The sequence below is a fragment of the Paenibacillus sp. FSL R5-0470 genome, assembly GCF_037975205.1.
Lineage (GTDB): Bacteria > Bacillota > Bacilli > Paenibacillales > Paenibacillaceae > Paenibacillus_AQ.
In genome coordinates this window covers 4,825,541-4,848,247 of record NZ_CP150238.1, presented here as the reverse complement: position 1 = coordinate 4,848,247, position 22,707 = coordinate 4,825,541, and the positions used below count along the sequence as shown (strand labels likewise).

Sequence of the window (22,707 nt, the reverse complement as noted above, 5' to 3'; positions counted from 1 at the left end):
CGTAGGGGGATTCCATTTGAAAAAGATTTTTTCCAGAATTGCAGTCGCATTAATGATCTTGATCCTTGTTGCGATAGTCACTTGCTTTTATATTGGTGAATTCACCTATGCGTATGGATTAATTTTGGTGCTGTTTTTCGTATTTGCGGGGATGGGGCAGCTCTATAAGCTTAAAAATGATGAGTATATGTACAAAAAATTAAATAACACTGATGAGTATAATGAATATACTAGATGATATAAATTTAATAGAAACTTCTTATGTATAACCAAAACACCCCACTTTAGGCGATGCCTAATAAGTGGGGTGTTTCTTTATGTGTCTATTCTTATTTCTTACCGTTGCGCTCAAGAATCATATCAACGAACAGATCGATTTGTGCGGTAATGGCAATAGGATCATAGCGATAAAAAGTATCAAAATCGTTGTAGAACAGATGGTCGTTCTTCGCAGCAGCAAGTCCGTTCCAAACGGGCGATTCCTTCAGCTCTTTCAGCTTATCACCTTTTTTATCAGGATCATAAGTAGTTAGGAACATGTAATCCGCTGCATATTCTGGCAACAGCTCCATGGATAGCTGCAGTGTTTGGTTGTCATTGCTGTTCTTAGTAGGCATTTTCAGCTTAAGTGCATTATAGAGGGCTTGTCCACCACGGCCAGCATTGTTACCGAAGGTCCATAGCTCACCTTTGTCAGTCAGCTCATAAATTCCGAATGTATCATTTTCATTCACGACACCTTTAAGCTTTTCGCGGCCTTCAGCAGCCTTTTTCTCAAAGTCAGCAATGAATTGCTCAGCTTTATCAGGTGCTCCTACAATATCTCCAAACAGTTTTACGGTTTCATAGATGTTCGTAGCAGTTCCGTATGGAATATGAATGGTTGGAGCGATTTTGGATAAAGCATCATAGTTGTCATCGTACATAACTACAATTAGATCAGGTGCAAGTTCTAGTGCTTTCTCAGCATTGACTGGAGCACCAACATCTTGTGTGTTTTTGAGCAGGTCTTTCAAGAAGGGGTTATCAAAAGTACTAGGTTCAACGCCAATGACGTTAGCTCCAACGGAGAGTAATTCCCCACCATAATAATCTGTAACGATACGCTGAGGTTTAACTGGGATTTGAACAGTACCTTTAGTAGTTTCATAGCTGCGCATTTCGGCAGCGGAAGCATCAGGAACAGCTGTTGCCTCTGCACTCGGGGCTGTTGTTGCTTCAGTTGTCGCTGTTGGTGTATTAGATGAAGCCTTGTTGTTTCCCCCGCAAGCCGTCACAAATACAGACAATAACATTACGAGTGCCAGGATGGGGAAAAGGGTCTTTCTTTTTAGCATGGTAAACCTCCCTAAGTATATGTACCAAATAATAATAATGAGAATCATTATCAATATTATTTTCAATTTGAACTGTATCAAAGCTTAGAATTTCTGTCAATGCAATAAATTAAATGGTTCCAATTAAATCTATCTATTGCCAAACCTAGGAAATGTAATTTACAATAGTCTAATGATAATGAGAATCAATTTCACAGAAATAGGGTGGCATTCATGAATCAACAGATAACTACCAGGATAGGAGCCGATAAAGGAGTAGTTAAACGAGAATTTCGTTCACGTCCTTGGGCGGCAACATTGATCTTGGTCGGCGGTCTGGCGCTATTATTATTAGGAATCGCTGTTTCCGTCTCCTTCGGTGCAGCAGATATTAAGCTGTCTGTGGTATGGTCAGCTGTGTTTCACTTTGATCCGGAGATCATGGATCATCAGATTATTAGAGAATTAAGATTACCTCGTGTACTTGGCGGAGCAATGATAGGGGCTAGCTTTGCAGTTGCAGGTGCCATTATGCAAGGGATGACGCGAAATCCATTGGCTGATTCAGGTCTGATGGGTATCAACTCAGGCGCAGGATTTGCCCTCGCATTATGTTTTGCTTTTTTTCCAAATTTATCGTTTATGTATTTGATTCTATATTCTTTCGTGGGTGCCGGCGTAGGCGCGGGTGTCGTATACGGAATAGGATCACTTGCTAAGGGAGGATTAACTCCTGCTCGTTTGGTGCTGGCCGGTGCTGCTTTTAGTGCACTTTTGTCTGCGCTGAGTGAAGGGGTAGCTTTATATTTTCACATCGGTCAAGATTTAGCCTTCTGGTATGCGGGAGGTGTGGCTGGAACGAAATGGATCCAACTCAAAATCATGTTCCCTTGGATAGGGGCCGCTTTAATTGGTGCAATGGTAATCTCTCGATCGATCACGATGCTCAGTTTAGGTGACGATGTTGCGAAAGGTCTAGGTCAGCGTACAGGGCTTGTGAAGTTGGCAGGTGCATTAATCGTATTGATTTTGGCTGGATCATCGGTTGCAGTAGTTGGTGCAGTTGGTTTCATTGGACTAATTATTCCGCATTTGACACGATTTTTTGTGGGTGTTGATTACAGATGGATTATTCCTTGTTCAGCGATCCTCGGCAGTCTACTTGCTGTATTTGCAGATTTAACTGCGCGGATGATTAATCCACCTAATGAAACGCCACTTGGCGCTATTATTGCACTGATTGGTGTACCATTCTTCCTTTATCTTGCACGTAAAGAAAGGAGGGAGCTGTAATGATGGAAAAGACGACATTCGGTTCCTTCGAAGCCGCCAAAAACAAACGGGGCTTAATTATCATGATTTCGTTGGCTGTACTAATTGTGATTGCTTTTATTATTAGTATGAATACAGGTTACATACGTTTGACTCCTATGGAGTTGATTAATACATTGTTCGGTAAAGGAACCGACAAGCAGGAGTTAATCTTGTTTCAGTTTCGGCTGCCACGTATTGTGATTTCCGTTCTAATTGGGGCAGGTCTGGCTGTATCCGGTGCTGTGATGCAGGGCGTCTTTCGTAATGCGTTGGCGGACCCTGGTATCTTAGGGATTAATGCTGGTGCAGGAATTATGGTTATGCTGTTGATCTCTTTTTACCCTACGGCAACCGCGGCTCCAGTGTATCTGCTGCCAATGGTAGCGTTCGTCGGTGCGGGGCTTACAGCTGCCTTAATCTATGCTCTAGCTTATAAACGGCACCAAGGAATATCGCCTATGCGTCTACTGTTGACTGGTGTAGCTGTCGCAGCTGGGATGAGTGCAGCTATGATCGTGCTTACGCTAAGGCTTGATCCAGAAAAATACCAATTCGTCGCTACTTGGCTAGCAGGCAGCATTTGGGGAACAAGCTGGAAGTTTGTACTTTCACTCCTACCGTGGATTCTTATTCTGGTGCCTTATGTCATCTATAAGGCAAGGGTGATGAACGTACTGAATCTAGGGGAGCAGACCGCTGTGGGACTTGGTGCCGCAGTAACGAAGGAACAATTTCGGCTTCTTGCGGCTGCGGTAGGATTAGCAGCGGCGAGTGTCGCTGTCAGCGGTGGAATTGGTTTTGTGGGATTGGTCGGACCCCATTTGGCGAGACGGTTAGTTGGGCCGAAGCATCAACTCATGCTTCCGACTTCGGCACTGCTTGGGTCACTACTCGTTATTACAGCGGATACCATTGGACGCTGGATCCTCCAGCCGTCTGAGATTCCTACGGGTATCGTTGTAGCTGTAATTGGAGCACCATACTTTTTGTATTTGTTAGCCCGTACGAAATCTTGATGAAAGTAGGCTGATCTCTCACCAGAAGGAGCGAATTATTAACATGTTGCGTCGTTTTTTTGCTTACTATAGGCCCTATAAGGGATTGTTTATTCTTGATTTTTCTTGTGCGATTGCTGCTGCACTACTTGAACTGGTCTTTCCGTTAGCCGTTAACCGGGTAGTAGATGATCTGCTGCCAAGCGGCAATTGGAGATGGATACTCTATTCATGCCTCGGCTTGCTGGGGATATATATTGTCAGTGCCTTTATGCATTTTGTCGTCACTTACTGGGGGCATAAGCTGGGGATTAATATCGAATCGGATATGAGAAAAAAGCTTTTTGACCGAGTTCAGAAGTTATCTTTCAATTTCTTTGACAACAACAAGACCGGCCATCTAGTATCCCGGATGACAAATGATTTGATGGACATCGGTGAGATTGCCCACCACGGGCCAGAGGATCTCTTTATAGCAGTAATGACGCTGCTCGGTGTGTTCGGCATTATGCTCAGTATCAATTGGCAATTAGCTATTCTGACGTTTGTGATCGTTCCGCTTATGATTTATTTATCCATGTACTTCAGCCGGAAAATGTCTAAAGCCTTCCACATTATGTTCGCGGATATTGCTGACTATAACGCACGCGTGGAGAACAATGTAAGCGGGATCCGCGTTGTGCAAGCTTTTGCTAATGAGAATCATGAAATTTCCCGTTTTGCGGTCAATAACGAACGCTTCCGTATAACAAAGCTGATGACCTATCGAATTATGGCTTGGAATTCATCCTTTAGCTTTGTTCTCATGAAACTGGTCTCGTTATTTGTTCTCGTATGCGGAACATATTTTGTAATCCAGAAGCAAATGACCTACGGTGAATTTATTGCTTTTGTGATGTTGTCCAATGTATTTTTAGGACCATTACAACAGATTAACTCGGTCATTGAGACCTATCCCAAAGGCATTGCAGGTTTCAAACGTTATCTCGAACTGCTGGAGACGGAGCCGGATGTTGATGATGCGATTGACGCTAAGACAGTTCATGATCTTAAGGGGAATATAACCTTCCATGATGTGGCTTTCGCCTACAGCGATAAAGAGAACGTACTCCAAAATGTGAATCTATCGATTCAAGCAGGAGAGACCGTTGCTCTGGTCGGTCCATCTGGTGCGGGTAAGACAACGCTTTGCAGTCTACTACCTCGCTTCTATGATGTAAGTGAGGGTAACATTAGCATTGATGGAATTGATATTCGTTCCATGAAGCTTGAATCTCTTCGTTCACACATCGGGATTGTACAGCAAGATGTATTTCTGTTTGACGGAACCATCCGTGAGAATATCGCTTACGGGCGGTTGGGTGCCTCCGATGAAGAAATCTGGGAGGCAGCACGGCGCGCCCAATTGGAAGAGCTGATCAAATCCCAGCCTGCTGGACTGGATACTATGATCGGGGAGCGGGGCGTTAAGCTCTCTGGAGGTCAGAAGCAGCGGCTGTCCATTGCCCGGATGTTCCTGAAGAATCCAACGATTCTCATTCTAGACGAAGCCACATCGGCGTTGGATACCGAGACGGAGTCCGCAATTCAGGAAGCACTTGCAGAGTTGTCACAAGGTCGTACGACGCTTGTTATTGCTCATCGATTGGCAACGATCAAGAATGCCGACCGTATTGTTGTTGTTGCGGAAGGTGGTATCGCTGAACAAGGCAGACATGAAGAACTGTTACAGACTACCGGAATATACAGTCGACTACATGAGGCACAATTTGGAGCGTAAGAAGCTAAGGGCATCAATAGAATATACTTTTGGAGGGACATAATGAACAATCAACTGGAATTATACGATGTAACGATTATTGGCGGCGGACCTGCTGGGATGTATACAGCTTTTTATAGTGGAATGAGAGACCTCAAGACGAAGTTGATTGAAGCGAAGGATGAGCTCGGAGGAAGAATGCTTATTTATCCTGAAAAAATGATCTGGGACGTAGGCGGAGTAACGCCGACTCTCTGTCATCAGCTGATCGGGCAGCTCAAGGAGCAGGCGCAGACCTTTGAACCCACCATTGTGCTGGGACAGCAAATCATGAATCAAGAGAGACAGGAAGACGGGACATATATCTTAACCTCGTCTACCGGGGAACAACACTGGACACGAACCGTTATTCTGGCAATTGGCTACGGAATCCTACAAATGGCTAAGCTCGAAATCGAAGGTGCGGATCGCTATGAGGTGACGAATCTTCATTATACCGTTCAGGAGCTAGAGCCATTCCGTGGCAAAAGAGTGCTGATCTCCGGCGGAGGAGACTCTGCAGTAGATTGGGCAAATGAACTGGAGTCCATTGCAGCAAGTGTAACGATTGTGCACCGTCGTGAACAGTTTGGAGGTCATGAGAAAAATATTGTGCGGATGAAGGAATCTTCGGTCAATGTCCGCGTGCCCTATGCAGTAAGCCAATTACACAGCAGTAATGGGGAAACGATAGATCAGGTGACGATCAACCACATAGAGACAGGTGAATCAGAGCAATTTGAAGTGGATGCAGTGATCGTAAACCATGGTCTTAAGAGCGATTTTGGTCCGTTAAAAGAGTGGGGCCTTGATATGGGCGAATGGTGTGCGAATGTATCTGATAAGCTGGAGACCAATCTCCCAGGCATATTTGCAGCTGGTGACTTTGTGGATTATACAAGTAAGGTACGTTTAATTGCCGGTGCTTTCACGGATGCAGTTCTGGCGCTTAATAGTGCCAAGCTGTTCATAGATCCAACTGCGGCTAAAGTTGCTTATGTGTCTTCTCACAATGAGCGGTTCAAAGAGAAGAATAAGGCGCTTGGTGTCGTTGACGACCATTAATAGCGGTAAATTCTTAAGGAATAGGTTTGATTTTAATGTTGTGCGTATAGGGCTTCTTATCCATTTCGAGCGGAGAGAAGCCTTATGCGCCTTCTTTATATTTCAAGGTTTAATAGCCTGATGATCTGGAAGGGAGCAGGAATGAAGCTATCTAATAATAACCTGGTACACAGAATTTATATGTTAAAAGAGGCTGGGAAACGCCAATGCGGCGGTGGTCACATCAGTAATCTCCAGATGGCCCAGTCCCCACTCTTCCTGACACCAAAAGAAGCTACCGTTCTAATAACCATTGAAGGAGAGACAGTAGCTCTTAAAATAGGTGAAATTCTTTTTTTAAGTGCAGGTACGATTTATCATATTAATGCTCCATTAGAGACCGTTATCTCTGTTCTAGCAATCTCCTATGAGGTATATGGGCTAAGCAATAGCACTGAGCAAGAATTGGTTTATGGACTTTGCCGTGAATTTTTTCCGGTCAATGGGATTTTACCAGTACGTACGACGAATAAAATAACCCGCTTATTCAGCGAATTGGAAGATGTTGCTGCCAATAATTTAGAAGTACAGGCAGATAGAATTCAATCCTTGCTGTATCAGCTGCATCAACTGGTCGTAGAGGCTGACACTGAAGCAGACATTACGGATAGTTCATATTTCAGAATGCTCTCTTATATTCACCAGAACATCCAAAAGGAGATTACGCGAGAGATGATGTCTAGAATGATGGGATTTAATCCTCGCTATTTCTCAGTATGGTTCCGCAAGCAGACGGGGTGGAGCTTCACCGAATATGTAGCTCATTTAAGAGTGAATAAAGCGAAAAAATATTTGATGTCCAGCCAAGCAACAATCCAGCAAATTTCTCAAAAAGTAGGCTATTCAGATGGACTATATCTGAGTCGGAAATTCAAGCAAATCACCGGGATGACTCCAACAGATTTCCGTTTGCGTCCCAAACCGAAGCGGATAGTAGCGTTGCAATTTTTCGGGGATTTACTTGCGCTGGGAGTGAAGCCTGTCGCGGTTGAAAAAGATGTGATGAACTACTCATTGCTTTTACAGCCGGAACTGGCGGATGTACGATCGTTTGAGTTGCAGGGATGTCCGGCGGAAGCGGACTTGTCTGGACTGGAAGCTGATATAGTCATTGCACCGACCTATCTGAGCCCCCGTCAGCTTAAATGGATGGAAAAGTTGGGTCCACTAGTTACGGTGGAATGTGATGAAATGGACCGCTTAGAACAGATTCGTTTATTCGGCAGACTGCTGGGAGAAGAGGAGAGGGCAGAAGCATGGATAAGACACTATCATTTGAAAATAGATTTGGCCAAGCAGCGCTTGTCCTCACTAATTGAATCTGGTGAAACGGTAGCGGTGTATGAGATTAGGCAAGATAACAGTATTTATATCTGGAATCATACAGCCCGAGGTGTGTACAATCTGTATCCAATGCTAGGGTTAGCTCCGCCGGACAAGGTAAGGTCAGATGTTCTGGAGCGGAATGATCATCTATGCATCTCACTATCGGAATTGCCAATATACGCGGCTGACCATATGTTTGTGGTTGTATCAGGACGAGAGGACTGGATGTCGAGAACACGTAAACGCATTAGCAAGAGTGTGGTTTGGCGCAATCTTCCAGCATTCAGGAATGAACGCATATATTACCTCAAGCTTGAGGAATTTTGGGGCAGCGAAGGGCTTGCACTCGAACGTCAGTTGGAGATACAGACAGATTTGTTAATCGGCCATAAGTTAAGCTGACAATCGTCCATAGCCAAATTGATGTATTAGCGTGTATATATGTTTTCCCACGGAGACGTTATATTAAACATGGATCTAAATGATATTGATTATCAATATCACAATAATATAAAGTCTCAAGGGGGATTTACATTGTACAGAGTAATATCGTTAGGAAAAACAAGTATGATAGCCGTTGTACTTACGCTGGTGCTAATGTTGAGCGCATGCGGACAAGCTGCTAATCAGGGGAATGCTCCAGCTAGCACGTCTGCTGAAGTGGCTAAAAGCACTAATGATTCTGTAGTTGCCAGCACGGAGCCGGCTGCTGATGCAGAGTACTGGACATACGAAAGCGATAAAGGTCCGGTGCAGATCCCACGCAATCCACAAAGAATTGTAATTCCGGTACAAGACTTTATCGGTGATCTTCTGACGCTGGGGGTGACGCCCATTGCCGTAGCTGGGAATGACATCTTGAATCATCCATATTTCAAAGAGGCGCTTACAGGTGTAGAAGTAGTGGGTGATGACATGACGGTGTCCCTGGAGAAAATAACGAGCCTGGAACCGGATTTGATTATCACTTATCAGGAAGATACCTATGAGCAAATCTCCAAGATTGCTCCGACTGTCTTTATTCCTTGGGGCAAATACGATTATAAGGAACGATTGATCGAGATCGGGAAAATCTTGAACAAGGAGCAGCAGGCTGTAAAATGGGTGGCGGATTTCAATCAGAAGCTGGAAGCGAAGAAAGCGGAATTGGCCGATCTGATCGCAGCTGATAAAAAGGTGGCAATCTTTGAAATTGCCGGTAAAGAGCTGTATCTATACGGTTCGTCATATGGGCGTGGTGGAGAGATTATATACAACGGATTGGGGCTGCATGCACCTGATCTTGTCGAAGAGGTAGCCTTTAAGGAAGGCTGGGCTTCCCTTTCTCTCGAAACGCTGCCCGAGTATCTAGAAGAAGCTGATTATATATTCCAAGGCTTCAGCCGTGGTGTGGAGCAGGATAAACTGGACATTCTGGACAGCGTCTTCTGGCAAAGTCTACCTGCTGTTAAGGCGGGTCATGTGTTCACTTACGATCTCAAAACTTATTATCTCTCTGATGCTTATGCGCTGGACAAGCAGCTGGATGAGATAGTCACGTTGTTGAAGTCTCTACAATAAGTTAAATTTGAAGCGTGAGAAGGGATGTCCGCTTAGCCGCTATGGCTTCGGACATCCCTTTTTCTCATGCATTATTTATTATTTATTAGCCAATCGGCCAGCTCTTCGGTCTGGGTTAATACCGCGATAGGGTCATAATACCAGGAACGTTCTTCTTTCCAAACATAGAGGTGTCCATTTTTGACTGCAGGAAGGTTGCCCCAAAATGAATCAGCCTTGTAATCAGCTTCTGTAAGGTTATTTGAGGTTAAGATAATATAATCTCCGGCATATTTAGTTAACGCTTCTTTAGAAATTTCCGCCCATTGTTTCTCCATAATCTCCGCTGCTACTTCTGTAGGCGGCTTGCGACCAAGCGCTTGATAGATGGGCTGTCCGCCTCGGCCAAAGTTATCGCCATAGACCCAGATGGATTTTCCACCGTCTTCCATGATGGAGAAGGTTGCATCTGCCGGGAGGACCTTGTCCACTTTTGCTTTAGCTTCGGCTATCCGTTTGTCATAATCTGCAAGCCAATTCTTTGCTTCTTGTTCCTTTCCAAGGAGTTCTCCGAAATAGGTTAATTCTGCATGAGCATCTTTTAAATCCCCGTAAGGCACAATGATGGTAGGAGCAATTTTGCTAAGCGTTTCATAGCTTTCTGCTTGTCCCGAAATAATCAAGTCAGGATTTAGTGCGATGATTTTTTCAGGTGACATTTTACCGTACGCCCCTGTGTCTGTAACACCGGTAAGAGCCTCCTTATAATACATATTCTCTAAGGTCAAGCCTGGAGCTCCTATAGGAATGGTATCAAGAGCTATTAGACTTCCCAAGTATTCCTCAGCGACAATTCGTTTAGGATGAACAGGGATTTCAACATCACCTTTTACGGTACTTACTGTCTTGACAGTAGGGGTTTCAGCACTTTCTGCTTCTTGATTAGTTTCGGTTGGTGCTTGTGTTGCTGCTGTTGTATTACTGGTACCACCTGTATTCTCCACCGTAGTATTGGAATTTCCACAAGCTGATAAGACTAGAATTAACGTCAGCATGAAGGGAAATAGAAGCCAATGATTCTGTTTCGAAGTATTCTTTTGTAGATTATGCAATTTGTTGTTCCTCCTATGGTAATTGATTATCATTCTCAATAAGAACTTTACAATCTTCTCTGATTATTTACTATGGACGAATATGATCTTCGTTTGTGCATATTTATGATGTCATCACTTGCAGCAATTCTTTAAGCTGTGCTTGAGAAGACAGCGGATCAAATCCATAGAACATGTCACCCTGGTTCAGGATGTATACCCGATTGTTACGGACTGCATCTAACTGCTTCCAATCACGAGAATGCAGAAGGTGAGAGAGGCGTTTTCTTCCCTCAGAAGATGATGGGATGCTAGTGATAATAATATAGTCTGCAGGATAGGTTCCGATTTCCTCAATAGATGACACTAGATACCCTGAATCCATTATTCCGTTCTCCATAATGATGGATGGTGGCTTGAATCCAAGATCTCCGTACAAAATCTGACACCCCCTACCGTAACTGCTACTGAAACAATAAGCTGCTCGGGAACTAAGCTCCCAAACGATAGCTGTCCCTCTTTCCGATCCTATCGAATGATTCAGTTTCTTATTGGCAGTATGGCAGAGCCCATCGTAATGACCTAACCATTCTTCTGCTCGCTGTCGCCGGTTGACTACATCAGCGATCAAACCAAATTGCTCTCGCCAGCTCATTTGCATAAAGGGTAATTCAATGACCGGAGCAACTGGAGTCAGTATCTTATTCTCAGGAATATTGTAGCTGATAATGATATCCGGCTCTGCTAAAGCTATCGAATCAAATAGAAGGGAAGAGTTACCTTCGTTCATCGTAAGTTGTTTGGAGGCTGGCACTTGCTCTAAGCTCCGATGCCAATCCGAATAAACACCGAGTTGAGGCATAATTTCCAGTACCCGTAGGATAGCTGTGTGATTGTAGTTTAAAGCAACAATTTTTTTGTTCTTATTCTGATAGGCTGTAGGTGAAAGACCCACAAGCTGCTTGAATTTACGGCTCAGATAAGTTCCTTCTTCATAACCAACCTCATGCGCCAGTGTTGTTAGATTTGGGGAACTGGTGAGGATTCGCTGCTGTGCTCTGCGGATTCTTAACAGTGTAATATAAGCGCTGAAAGTTTGGCCCATAATTTTACGAAAGGTACGTGAGAAGTGTTCAGGGCTTACCCCAGCTAACGTAGCCATCTGCTCCCGAGTAATATCTTCGTTGTAATGAGCTTCTATGTATTCAAACACATTTTCAATCCAGCTTCCTGACGTCTCCTTTTTTGCAGCCAATTCATGATGAAGATCCACGATGAATTGAGTGAATAATTGCTGGACCTTAAACGGTTTCCGATCATCAGGTTCTATCCAAGCACTGTAAAGCTCACCAGACAATGCGATCAATTGTGTGGAGGCGTGGTGTGAGGCTGGGCTACTATTTAGAAAATAATGCTCCTGCCTATGGTTGGGCATACTGGTGTACTCTATCCACATCCCCTGTAACTGTTGCTCATTCTCTAGCTTCAAATTTGAAGTTGCAGCAAAGATCATGATGCTTCCGGATTCGAGGTTATGAAGTTCGCCATCTATCTCAAGCTGACCTTTACCTTCCCAGACAAACATAATACAGGAATTCGTAGCTGGGATGTTATCGGTTGCGTAGTGGGAAAGACTTGTTAGGCTACTAATCTTAACAGGCATATAAAAAGGATGGGAATGATGTGGCATCCCGCCGGATTGGATGGGCATGGTAGAAGTCGCTCCCTTTTTTCAGTGATAATCATTCTCAATTATAGTATACCAGTCTTTCTTTCTATTGACTATAACGGCTCTTATGATAGTGTTTAGAATAATCCGCTAACGAATATTTTTAGGTATGAAAGGAATGGGGATTTCATGACAACTTGGAATTTACAAGGAACCGTAAGTCACTTGTTGATATGTAATGGTAGCAGCTGCAAGAAACATAAAGGTGAAGAGGTAGCTGAAGCGATAGAAGATGAGATTGAAAAGCAAGGTGCACAGAGTCTTATACATACGACGGTAACCCGTTGTAATGGTAGATGTTCAGATTCCTGCGTCGTGATCGCATACCCTGAAGGCGTGTGGTATAAAGAGATCACACCTAAATCAGCGAAATCGCTAGTACGGAAGCATTTACAGGGCGAGAGACTTGAAGATCATCTGCTGTACACATATGATGGTCAGCTGATGGCTGCAAATGACAAGGGAGCTAAAGGGAAGAAGAAAAAATAGCTGTCCACTGATCGAAGGTTCGCAGCTAAGTGAAATCTAAGTAGAAATGATTGAAGTACCGTCAATGCGCTGGCGGTATTTTTTTGTCTTTTCAGGAAAGCAACTTCGTTTCTTTTTGTTTAGTAGAGGATTATGATTGAATGAAAGGAAGATCTGGGGGGAATAGACATGTTTAAGAGGTTTACAGTGGATGATCATGCAGAAACGGCGCAGTTGTTTGCGGAATCTTTTTGTGAATTACATGAAGAAACTTTTCATACATATATGATGCTTGCGACTGAAGAATACAGTACTACGATTGCAGAATTCATGGCGTAGCAGATGCCAAAAACCCGGATTCTAACAAAGTATATCAATCGATTGGTTTTGTGAAGGCGGGCAGAATTGCAGATATCAAATTTGACTTGCGCCCCTAACGTTGACTATGCTATTAAAAAGTGAATAAAATAACACTTCATATAAGGTGGCGCATGGGGGAGAGGGTTCGATGGAGAGGCTGCAGGTGTGGCCGGGAAAGTTTAAGAAGTTTTTTCTGAACAATAAATTTGTGGTAACCTTACTTATTTTATTGTTAACTGGGGTAACTATCCTGGTGTTCTCAAAGATACCGTTTATTTTTACGCCTATATCTGTATTGCTGCACACGGTGGCTGCACCATTGTTACTATCCGGCATCGCTTATTACTTGCTGAATCCGTTAGTAGACCTAATGGGAAAAAGATTCAGGATGAAACGTGTGTATGCAATCATCATTCTTTATCTGTTAATTGCGGGTATTATTACGTTGATTCTGGTGATGGTGATTCCGATTCTTCGAACGCAATTATCTGGTTTGATTGACGATTTTCCAAGGTATAGTGACTTGATCCAGGAACGATTTATGAATCTGACGGGAAGCGAATTCTTTGGTCAGGTTCAAGATAGTATAGGAACTAACCTAAGTGAAATCACCAGTAAAATTACGGCTTGGGGCACTTCTTTTCTGAATAATGCGCTAACAGGTGTAGGAAGCTTCGTCGGAGCCGTTACGGAGATTGTGCTGGCGGTGGTGACGACACCGTTTATTCTATTCTACTTGCTTCGTGATGGAAAAAGATTGCCAGATTACATTTTGAAATTTGTACCTACCGCGCTGCAGCCGCAGACTCGGATGGTAATGTCGGAGATGAACGCCCAGGTATCTTCCTATATTAGAGGGCAAATTATAGTAAGCTGCTGCATTGGTGCGCTGCTCTATATTGGCTACTTGATTATTGGTCTGGAGTATTCACTTGTCCTTGCCATTGCTGCTGCATGTACAGCAGTTGTTCCCTATTTGGGTCCGGCAATTGCTATTACACCAGCCTTAATTGTGGCCATGGTCACTTCGCCATTTATGCTGCTGAAGATGATCATCGTTTGGACGGCTGTACAGCTGATTGAAGGGAAGTTTATCTCTCCGCAGATTATGGGCAAGACACTGAAGATTCATCCGATCACGATCATTTTTGTGATTATTTTTGCCGGCAAAATGTTCGGCGTTCTTGGCATTATCCTTGCAGTTCCTGGTTACGCGGTGCTCAAGGTTGTATTTACACATATTTTTCAATGGTTCCGGTTCCAGTCCGGATTGTATAAGCAGTTTGAAGAGAATAAGGAATAATGTGGAAGGGTGAAATGTAATGGTAGGACCGATAGCAGTAACCTCTTACGGTAAGCTTCAAGGACGAGAGGAGGATGGCGTGAACGTTTGGCGTGGAATCCCTTTTGCCGCTCCACCAGTTGGAGAGCTTCGATTTCGTGCGCCGCAGCCACCAGAAGCTTGGAGCGGAATTAGAGATGCTTCTGAATTTGGTCCAGTTAGCCATCAGCCAGCGGATACGAGAGGTACGCGTTTCGGTGGCTTAACACCTCGTCATTCTGAAGATTGTTTATATTTAAATGTATGGTCACCTGCATCCCCAGGCGAGGCACTTCCTGTAATGTTCTGGATCCACGGGGGTACATTTGTGACTGGTGCTGGAAGTCAGCCACAGTTTGATGGCACTAGTTTCGCGAAGAACGGTAATGTAATCTTGGTGACGATTAATTATCGACTGGGACCGTTTGGTTTTATGCATCTGTCTTCGCTTGGTGATGGATTTGCGTCTAATCAAGGCTTGCTGGATCAAATTGCCGCGCTGGAATGGGTAAAGCTTAATATTGCCGCCTTTGGAGGCGACCCTCAGCGAGTTACAGTATTTGGAGAATCAGCTGGCAGCATGAGTATCGCTGCCCTTCTGGCTATGCCTGCTGCAAAGGGATTATTTGCTGGAGCGATCATGCAAAGTGGGGCTGCTCAAACCTTGCCAAATCAACAAGGAAAAGATATTGCTGTAGCATTACTTACTGAACTAGGCATTTCTCCCGATGGAGATACTAGCCTACTTAATACGTTCTCAGCGGAACAAATTATAGAAGCAGCCACAAGAATGACCATTAAATTAACGGGTGGTTCAATAGGCATGTTATTTCAGCCTGTCATTGATGGGGATACGCTTCCTGTAGATCCTGCACAGGCTGTGGCAGAAGGATCGGCCCAGGGGATTCCTTTGTTGATTGGAACCAATCGAGATGAGGGAAATTTATTTTTTAGGGGAGAAACACCAGGTGCAGACTTTGATGAATCGCTCAAGGCGCTGGAGCAGATGATGGGAACTGGAAGTCTGGCGGAGGTTGCCAGCCACTATTCTTCTACATGGGAAGGCCAGGCGGAGATTCTAACGGATCTATATTTCTGGGGAACCTCTATATCCTTAGCTGAGAATCAATTGGCCTATGCGCCTGTGTGGATGTATCGTTTTGATGGGACGGTCCCTGGCCATCCATTGTTAAACAAAGCTGTACATGGTGCGGAAATTGTCTATGCTTTTAACAATTTGTCTCATGTAACTCGCTTGGGTGCGGAAATTACACCGGCGATGCAAAAATTGGCTGAAAGTATGCATACGGCATGGATTGCCTTTGCTCATCGAGGAAACCCAGCTACATCTGAGCTATTATGGCCTGAGTATAATCTGGAGGAACGTCCTACACTGATCTTTGATGAAGAGATGCGAGTAACTCAAGATCCCGATTCAGAGAAACGCAAGAGAATTGTCTCTATTCTGGTTTGAGAAGTCTGAGGAGATGAACGGGGATGAAGGTCCAAGGATTTAATCATGTGACGGTAAATGTGAGTGATTTATCACGTTCATTGAATTTTTATACTGGTATTTTGGGTCTTCAGCTAATACACAAAGGCAATACAGATGCCTATCTGGAATGGGGAAGCGCATGGATTTGCCTCATTGAAAAGCCAGAATACACTGAATTAATGGGCAGTGTAATTGGGATAGACCACGTTGCTTTTAGTATAGCGGAAGAACATTTCGAGGAGGCTGTACAGGTACTCCGTACCCACGAAGTACGAATCATTAGAGGACCTGTTAAAAGGGGAGTAGGCTGGACCGTCAACTTTCTCGATCCAGATGGGATTCAGTTAGAGCTACACACTTCTAATCTAAGAGAACGAATGAGTGTTTGGAATAACAAACAAGAATAAAATAGAAAGGGGAGCTTCTTAGCCAATTGGCTAAGAAGCTCCCCTTTTTTCTATCGACCTAAATATTCCTTAATCCCTAGAACTACTGCTTCGGCTATCCTATTCTGAACATCTACCGTAAAGAGTAATGCTTCGTCCTTGGTATTACTTAAGTAACCACATTCTAATAAAATGGCTGGCATTTTAGTTTCTCTTGTTACATGATAATTTGCTTGACGAACCCCTCGATCCTGAAGACCTGTAGCAACAGTAAGATATTTATGAACGGTTTGCGCGAATAATAAACTATCTTTACGTGTGTAATAGGTCTCTGTACCACTAGGATTGCTCTTACTGCCCACTGGGATACTATTGGCATGAACAGAGATAAACAAATCTGCTTTCACCTTATTGGCGAGGTTGGATCTGTCCTGCAGGGTCGGGTATGTATCATCACTTCGAGTGAGCACAACCTCAATATTTGGCTCTTTCTTTAGTAATTCTGCAATTTTTAGTGCTGTTGGCAAGGTGAAATCCTTCTCTTTGCGGTTACTTCCTGTGCCAGGATCTTTCCCACCATGTCCTGCATCAATAACGATTATCTTCTTGTCTGTGTTGCCAGTAGAAGGTGGAGGCGTTGTGACCGGTACTTCAGGTACAGTGGTTGCAGGAGGCGTTGTGCTTGTCCCATTTAGATCCACTATAATAAGTCCATCGTTAGCATTCGTTACACTGTAGTTATTCGCGCTGTTCAGATCAATCACAATCCGGATCGTAGAGGGAGAACTACTGAATAATGAATAACGAATGGTTGAGACGTTAGGATATTCGGTAATCGTCAACTGCCCACTTTGGTTTTTTCCGACAGAAAGGTTCTGATGAAAGCTGTCGCCAAAGCTGGTATTCGGTAAATCTACGACAATTCGGTCTTTATCTGTCATTGTGAATACATTTGGTGTTACACTGCCGTTCATCGCGATGATGAGCTTGTTATCGATGAAGCTAAGATTTGTGACTGCTGCCGTCGAGGTGTTTCCATCAGTTGTTGTGTTACCATTCGATCCATTATCAGAGGGTGCGGTTACAGATGTGTCTGGAACTGTAATTTCTGGTTCGCTTCCGCCAATCTCTGGTACTGGAGAAGTTAAGTATACCGTTTTGGTCACATTATCCCAACCGACAGTAGTTCCTGTCTGTTCACCAACAAATCTCAAAGGAACGAGGGTCGTGTTGCCACTGAGAAAAGGAGGGTTGTCCAGTTTTACCTGTTTCCCCGAAGCCTCTGCCATCGCATTATTCACGATAAGCTTTAATGTCGTTCCCTTTTGCTCAATGGTTGCAGTCTTGGTCACATTATCCCATTTCACGGTATAACCAAGCTGCTCCGTAACGAGGCGAAGTGGAACCATCACGCTTCCATTTACAATTTGAACTTGTGCTTCTTTTGAAATCTTAAGATCATTGCCGTCTAGATTGATGTGTGTCTCTGCAGAGCCGGCATAACCAGTTCCTGGATGAACCAGCACCAACAAAAGCAGCAGTAACGCCAAAAAACCAAACTTCTTCATCTGCAATCCCTACCATCCCCGTTTCTTGGTTTCTAGCAATTCTTACTTTTTCTTCCTATGATGCAGTTTCGGCTTATATAAATCTTAAACGACAATAGTTTCCAAAAGTTGCGCTCTTTTAGAGTGAAAAAGGAAAAATTTCGGTATAAAAAGCGAAAAGAGAGCTTTCCCAAACATTTGGGTTAGCTCTCTTTCCCTAACAATATTTTATTGCAAAGAAGTATAACCCGTTTTTTCTACCAATTCCTGACCTTGAGCAGATTGCATCCAATCTAGAAAGGGCTGAATATTGGGGTTGTCACTTCCAGCAGTCACAGCATAAAATTCTGTAGCCAAAGGGTACTGTCCACTGCGAATACTCTCTTTGTCGGGCTTAACACCATCGATGGCGAGTAGTGCAATTTCCCCACTTTGATTCATTTCTGAGGCGTAAAATAAGAAGCTGTACCCGAGTGCATTTTTATAATTGCGATAACTGGAGGTTTGTTTAATAATTCCGCTCATAATATCCGCCACGTCTTCCTTAGGAGGTGTCATGAGTGTAGTGTCTCCCATAAACTTTTGCAGCATCGTCTGGCTCCCACTATCCTCTGGGCGTTGAAAAGCGCGAATACGGTTATTAGCTCCGCCTACATCTTTCCAATTGGTGATCTTGCCTGCGTAGATATCTTTAAGCTGGGCGGTGGAAAGTCCAGTTACTTCATTTCGTTTATTCACAAAAAATACGAAAGCCTCGCGGCCGATGGGTGTGAGCTTCAGCTCGACGCCTTTTCGCTTCGCATGTTTCTGTTGGGCAAGAGAAGGAGCAGCGACAAAGATAATATCAGTTTCACCTTCGATTAGTCTTTTGTAAGCTTCCGGTGTGCTACTGCAAATCACTTGACTTGTTTGAAAATCATATGGATTATAACTTGCCGCAGGATAAGCAGATTGCACGAAAGCTGAATACAGTGGGTATAGTGCGGTAGCGCCATCCAATTTTGGTAAGTTGTTATCGATATGATATGAAGAAGGTTTATCCAAATTCACTGCTTTGGTATTCTCAGCAAAAGGTTCGTATTGTACCAAATTAACTTCCCGATCATCGACCGTGGCAATGCTGTTGATATATGCTTGTTTGATCTCATATCCTGCGGTTACGAGCACACTAAGTCCGAGGATGGATAGCAATATAATATTGCTTGTTTTTCGGGACAACACATTAAATATAAGGAGTACAACATAAATAGCTATCACAACAGATAAAATCGCCACAAGTGGAGTATAAAACATTAGTCCCCCGAAAAGCGCGGTAATTATCGAACCTATGAATCCTAAAAAAGCTATGACTCCGACAGCAAAAAAGGAGAACAATAACTTCGTCCAGAATGACTCCTTCATCCAAAATGATTCCTTCATAACAACCTCCTTAGAAAAATTCCTAAACTATGGAAAAATAAACATAATTTCATTATACAGATTTTTTTGGATGAGACAGTAGAACAATAACGAATAAAATATGTAAGAAAAGCTGTGATACATGAAAATTTTATGTATATTTTCATAAAGTACTGGACGAATGGCAAGAAGAGGTTTATTCTGAGATTGTGAAAAAAACAACGGAATACAAGATTCTCGGGGTAGGGTGAAATTCCCAACCGGCGGTAATGTTCAAAGCGAACTGAGCCCGCGACTCACTTGTTCTGCTTGCAGAGAAGTGACTGATCTGGTGTGAATCCAGAGCCGACGGTAAAGTCCGGATGGGAGAGGATCATAAGATAAAGGCGCTAGGAGTCTATCCTGTACGTCTTTATTGATAATGCCCCCGAATCGACCTTTTATGGTGATTCGGGGGTTTTTGGTCTCTTATCGAGGGTTTGTATCGACAAGGAGAATGGAATTATGAGTAATGTAACAGCTTCATCATCAGCTAATAAGGTAAGCAGCACGTCGCCGTTACGCAGTGGGTTTTGGCTCGTTGTGTTCGGTGCAGCACTATGGGGCGTTGATCCGCTCTTTCGTATTATCCTCTTAAAATCTTTGACCTCATCGCAAATTGTTCTTTTGGAGCATGTGGTGCTTTTCTTGGCTGCTTCCCCTGTTCTTTGGCGTCACCGGGCGGAGCTAAAAGGTATTGGATTTCGCCAGATTGGAGCTTTGCTAATTGTTTCCTGGGGAGGTTCTGCCGGGGCGACAATTCTATTTACGATGGCACTCTCCAGTGGGGATTTAAATGCTGTGCTGTTGCTGCAAAAGCTTCAGCCGATATTCGCTATCGGTCTTGCAGCCTTAATTCTTAAAGAACGTCTGCCTAAAAATTTCGGAATCCTCATTATTGTGGCACTGGTAGGAACCTATCTCCTGACCTTTGGCTGGAGTATTCCATTCGGACATGTGAACAACTTTATCGGTGTTAGCAGTCTGATGGCCTTAGGAGCGGCCGCATTGTGGGGTGGCTCAACAGTAATGGGACGTTATCTGCTTGGGTCTATGAAATATGAGACAGTGACTTCCCTAAGATTTATATTGGCGCTGCCGTTGCTTTTCGTTATCACCACATTAGAAGGTGCTCCTTGGCAGATTAATGGTGGGTTTGGTGCATCTGCTGCCATAGCCATTAATTTGTTGCTGCAGGCTCTGCTGCCAGGACTACTCAGTATGCTGATGTATTACAAAGGACTAAGCACTACTAAAGCTTCCTTCGCTACATTGGCTGAACTAAGCTTTCCTATGACGGGAGTAATCATTAACTGGATCGTATTCCAGCAGCTCGTCACGCTACCGCAAATTATCGGGTTCGCGTTGATCTGGACCGCTTTATTCTTCATATCGAGTCAACAATCTAAAGCACAAACGCTCTGAACAGACTCTGATTGTATAGATTGAACTAAATAAAGTATAAAGGGATGACTGGAATGCCTAGCGGCTTTCGGATCATCCCTTTTTGTATGTCTCTACAATACATTAGACTGCAAAAACTGCAGAAATGTTTCGTACGTAGCATATAGCGCAATAATTTAAGCCTTTACAATAGAGAAGACGATAACAGTGCTTGAACAAGCTATCACCTGTCTACCTCATTTTGCAGGCAGAAATTATCTATGCGTTAATGAAGATTATTTGTACAATAGAGGCTATGACATTTGAGTCGGAGTGTGAAGGAAAGTGTATAGATATAATTTATTTACCAAAATCGTAAGTATCATGGTCATCATGCTGATTCCTATTACGATCCTCTATTTCTATTCCAATAAGACGACCACGGATGTGCTACGTACGGAGTTAAATACTTCGAACAGCAATCAGCTCAGTTTTTTTCAGAATCAAGTAGAGAGTAATATGGAGCTGTTGTCCTCCTGGCCGATCCTGCTCATTCATGATCCTGATATTTTGAGCTTGAAGGATACTTATTTGAAGGGAACACATTTGAACCTGGATGCGATTAACCTGATTAAGCGGATTCAGACCAAAATCAGTATTCAGGAAAGCTCCTCCAACTGGAAGAGTAAGTTGTACCTCTATTCACCGTCCATCCACCGAATGGTGTCAGAGAATGATGCTATACCGTATTCGGATGAGGATTTGAAGCGGGAAGTTAAGTCAGGCTGGCATGTAGAAAAGATCGTTGAGCAAGATGGCGACCATTTTGTGTTCTCTTGGTTTTCTTTTACCCCCTTCATGTCAGAGTTCACTCCTGAAAAGGTCAATACGATTATGAAAGTGGAGTTTGACAGCCGAAACATTGAAGATATGCTGGATAAATTCAAAAGTGATGGCAGGAGAGATCCTTTTTATTATAAACAGGGTACTGGACTTATCTTTAACCGTAGTGCTGACAAGCTGCTAGCTAATGAATTGGTAAAAAGGCTGGAGCAAGAGCAGCTGAAGCAAAGTGAAAATCGTACAGTGAACATTAATGGTGAGTCCTACAGTGTAAACATAGTCTATTCGGATAAAATGGGCTGGTATTTGATCGACTATATGCCGCTGTCAGAAATACTACATCCGATCCAAACCTCCAATCGCTTATTTTATTTTGCTATTGGTGCATTGTTATTAATGAGCTGTCTCGTAGCCTATCTACTATATGTTCAGGTGCAGGTCCCCGTTCGATTATTGGTTGGAGGCTTCCAGAGATTGAAGCAAGGAGACTACTCTGCTCGGGTGGAGATCAAAGGTAAGAATGAGTTCAGCTTCCTGTCCGGAAGGTTTAATAGCATGGTGGAACAGATTCAGAAGCTGATTGAGAATGTGTTAATGGAAAAGATCCATGTCCGAGAAGCTAGATTAAAGCAGCTTCAATCCCAGATCAATCCGCATTTCTTTTATAATTGTTTCTCATTTATTACGAGTATGGCGAAGCTCGATAATATGGGTGCTGTCGTCGGTATGTCGCATAATTTATCCCGGTATTACAGATATACGACCCGCCAAGAACGCGATCTTGTCGCTTTATCTGAAGAAACGGAATTTGTGACTCACTATCTGGAGATCCAAAAAATGAGGATGAGCAGACTTCAATATGATGTTCATATCCCGCCGCAAATGCGGAAAAGAGATCTTCCTCCGTTGGTTCTTCAGCCTTTGGTCGAGAATGCGGTTATCCATGGGATTGAACCTGTCTCTAAAGAGGGGCTGGTGCGAATTACGGGCACATGCAACGGAAGAGTTATGACATTAACGGTTGAGGATGACGGAAAAGGCATGACCCCGGAGGAAATTATCGTATTGGAAAATAAGCTAGGCAAAGCGATGGATGAAGAAATGGGCTGCGGGCTTTGGAATGTGCATCAGAGAATGCGGCTGCGTTTTGGTGAGGATGCAGGATTGACGATTGCACCATCATCACTCGGAGGATTGCAGGTTAAACTTCAGTGGTTGTTACCGCTAACTGACAATAATATGGATGACATCTAGG

General features: G+C 43.6%; 19 protein-coding genes and 1 riboswitch. Of the genes, 14 read left to right on the top strand and 5 right to left on the bottom strand.

Annotated elements, in window-relative coordinates:
* Positions 1-16 precede the first annotated feature (16 nt).
* Complete coding sequence (locus tag MKY99_RS21505; protein WP_339266252.1) at positions 17-238, top strand: hypothetical protein; 222 nt, start codon at positions 17-19, stop codon at positions 236-238.
* A 91-nt stretch (positions 239-329) separates the two neighbouring features.
* On the opposite strand, the gene MKY99_RS21500 is transcribed toward MKY99_RS21505, so the two are convergent.
* Complete coding sequence (locus tag MKY99_RS21500) at positions 330-1,337, bottom strand: ABC transporter substrate-binding protein (protein ID WP_339266250.1); 1,008 nt, start codon at positions 1,335-1,337, stop codon at positions 330-332.
* Positions 1,338-1,550: 213 nt separating this feature from the next.
* Here MKY99_RS21500 and MKY99_RS21495 point away from each other — a divergent pair, with 213 nt between their 5' ends.
* The 6 genes from MKY99_RS21495 (at position 1,551) to MKY99_RS21470 (ending at position 9,413) form a co-directional block, all read left to right on the top strand.
* The gene (locus tag MKY99_RS21495; RefSeq protein WP_042190334.1) at positions 1,551-2,609 is read left to right on the top strand and encodes an iron ABC transporter permease; all 1,059 of its coding nucleotides are present in this window, start codon (positions 1,551-1,553) and stop codon (positions 2,607-2,609) included.
* Positions 2,609-3,646, top strand: coding sequence for an iron ABC transporter permease (locus tag MKY99_RS21490; protein ID WP_143759452.1), 1,038 nt, complete (start codon positions 2,609-2,611; stop codon positions 3,644-3,646). The genes MKY99_RS21495 and MKY99_RS21490 overlap by 1 nt, the downstream gene beginning before the upstream one ends.
* A gap of 43 nt (positions 3,647-3,689) precedes the next feature.
* Entirely contained in the window at positions 3,690-5,405 is a 1,716-nt protein-coding gene (locus tag MKY99_RS21485) for an ABC transporter ATP-binding protein (protein WP_042190332.1), read from the top strand.
* 42 nt (positions 5,406-5,447) lie between these two features.
* The gene (locus tag MKY99_RS21480) at positions 5,448-6,488 is read left to right on the top strand and encodes an NAD(P)/FAD-dependent oxidoreductase (RefSeq protein ID WP_042190330.1); all 1,041 of its coding nucleotides are present in this window, start codon (positions 5,448-5,450) and stop codon (positions 6,486-6,488) included.
* Positions 6,489-6,629: 141 nt separating this feature from the next.
* Positions 6,630-8,255, top strand: a complete 1,626-nt coding sequence (locus MKY99_RS21475; protein WP_339266247.1) for a helix-turn-helix domain-containing protein — start codon at positions 6,630-6,632, stop codon at positions 8,253-8,255.
* Positions 8,256-8,387: 132 nt separating this feature from the next.
* The gene (locus tag MKY99_RS21470) at positions 8,388-9,413 is read left to right on the top strand and encodes an iron-hydroxamate ABC transporter substrate-binding protein (RefSeq protein WP_339266245.1); all 1,026 of its coding nucleotides are present in this window, start codon (positions 8,388-8,390) and stop codon (positions 9,411-9,413) included.
* A gap of 71 nt (positions 9,414-9,484) precedes the next feature.
* Here the strand turns inward: MKY99_RS21470 and MKY99_RS21465 are convergent, their stop codons facing one another.
* Together MKY99_RS21465 and MKY99_RS21460 are read right to left on the bottom strand one after the other, a co-directional pair.
* On the bottom strand, positions 9,485-10,504 hold the full coding sequence (locus MKY99_RS21465) for an ABC transporter substrate-binding protein (RefSeq protein WP_339266244.1): 1,020 nt from the start codon (positions 10,502-10,504) through the stop codon (positions 9,485-9,487).
* A 103-nt stretch (positions 10,505-10,607) separates the two neighbouring features.
* The gene (locus MKY99_RS21460; protein WP_339266242.1) at positions 10,608-12,194 is read right to left on the bottom strand and encodes an AraC family transcriptional regulator; all 1,587 of its coding nucleotides are present in this window, start codon (positions 12,192-12,194) and stop codon (positions 10,608-10,610) included.
* A 147-nt stretch (positions 12,195-12,341) separates the two neighbouring features.
* Between MKY99_RS21460 and MKY99_RS21455 the strand changes: the two genes are divergently transcribed.
* The 5 genes from MKY99_RS21455 to MKY99_RS21435 all read left to right on the top strand — a co-directional run bounded on the left by MKY99_RS21455 (position 12,342) and on the right by MKY99_RS21435 (position 16,263).
* Positions 12,342-12,701: a (2Fe-2S) ferredoxin domain-containing protein gene (locus tag MKY99_RS21455; RefSeq protein WP_042190321.1), complete on the top strand. Its 360-nt coding sequence runs from the start codon at positions 12,342-12,344 to the stop codon at positions 12,699-12,701.
* Between the two features lie 168 nt (positions 12,702-12,869).
* On the top strand, positions 12,870-13,019 hold the full coding sequence (locus MKY99_RS21450) for a hypothetical protein (RefSeq protein ID WP_188114656.1): 150 nt from the start codon (positions 12,870-12,872) through the stop codon (positions 13,017-13,019).
* Between the two features lie 169 nt (positions 13,020-13,188).
* Positions 13,189-14,343 carry an AI-2E family transporter gene (locus tag MKY99_RS21445; protein ID WP_339266240.1) on the top strand — a complete coding sequence of 385 codons (1,155 nt, stop codon included), beginning with the start codon at positions 13,189-13,191 and terminating at the stop codon, positions 14,341-14,343.
* A 19-nt stretch (positions 14,344-14,362) separates the two neighbouring features.
* Positions 14,363-15,835 (top strand): carboxylesterase/lipase family protein, encoded by a 1,473-nt coding sequence (locus MKY99_RS21440; RefSeq protein ID WP_339266239.1) that lies wholly within the window; start codon positions 14,363-14,365, stop codon positions 15,833-15,835.
* 23 nt (positions 15,836-15,858) lie between these two features.
* Positions 15,859-16,263, top strand: a complete 405-nt coding sequence (locus tag MKY99_RS21435) for a VOC family protein (RefSeq protein WP_339266237.1) — start codon at positions 15,859-15,861, stop codon at positions 16,261-16,263.
* A 50-nt stretch (positions 16,264-16,313) separates the two neighbouring features.
* Here MKY99_RS21435 and MKY99_RS21430 read toward each other — a convergent pair whose 3' ends face one another.
* A complete protein-coding gene (locus tag MKY99_RS21430) occupies positions 16,314-17,810 on the bottom strand; it encodes an N-acetylmuramoyl-L-alanine amidase family protein (protein WP_076284653.1) in 1,497 nt (498 codons plus the stop codon).
* Positions 17,811-18,017: 207 nt separating this feature from the next.
* A complete protein-coding gene (locus MKY99_RS21425) occupies positions 18,018-19,208 on the bottom strand; it encodes a substrate-binding domain-containing protein (RefSeq protein ID WP_339266235.1) in 1,191 nt (396 codons plus the stop codon).
* A 208-nt stretch (positions 19,209-19,416) separates the two neighbouring features.
* A riboswitch (FMN riboswitch) is annotated at positions 19,417-19,565 on the top strand.
* A gap of 126 nt (positions 19,566-19,691) precedes the next feature.
* On the opposite strand from MKY99_RS21425, the gene MKY99_RS21420 reads away from it, so the two are divergent.
* Together MKY99_RS21420 and MKY99_RS21415 are read left to right on the top strand one after the other, a co-directional pair.
* On the top strand, positions 19,692-20,651 hold the full coding sequence (locus MKY99_RS21420; protein ID WP_076299551.1) for a DMT family transporter: 960 nt from the start codon (positions 19,692-19,694) through the stop codon (positions 20,649-20,651).
* A gap of 303 nt (positions 20,652-20,954) precedes the next feature.
* Positions 20,955-22,706: a histidine kinase gene (locus MKY99_RS21415; protein WP_339266233.1), complete on the top strand. Its 1,752-nt coding sequence runs from the start codon at positions 20,955-20,957 to the stop codon at positions 22,704-22,706.
* The last annotated feature ends 1 nt before the right edge of the window (position 22,707 follow it).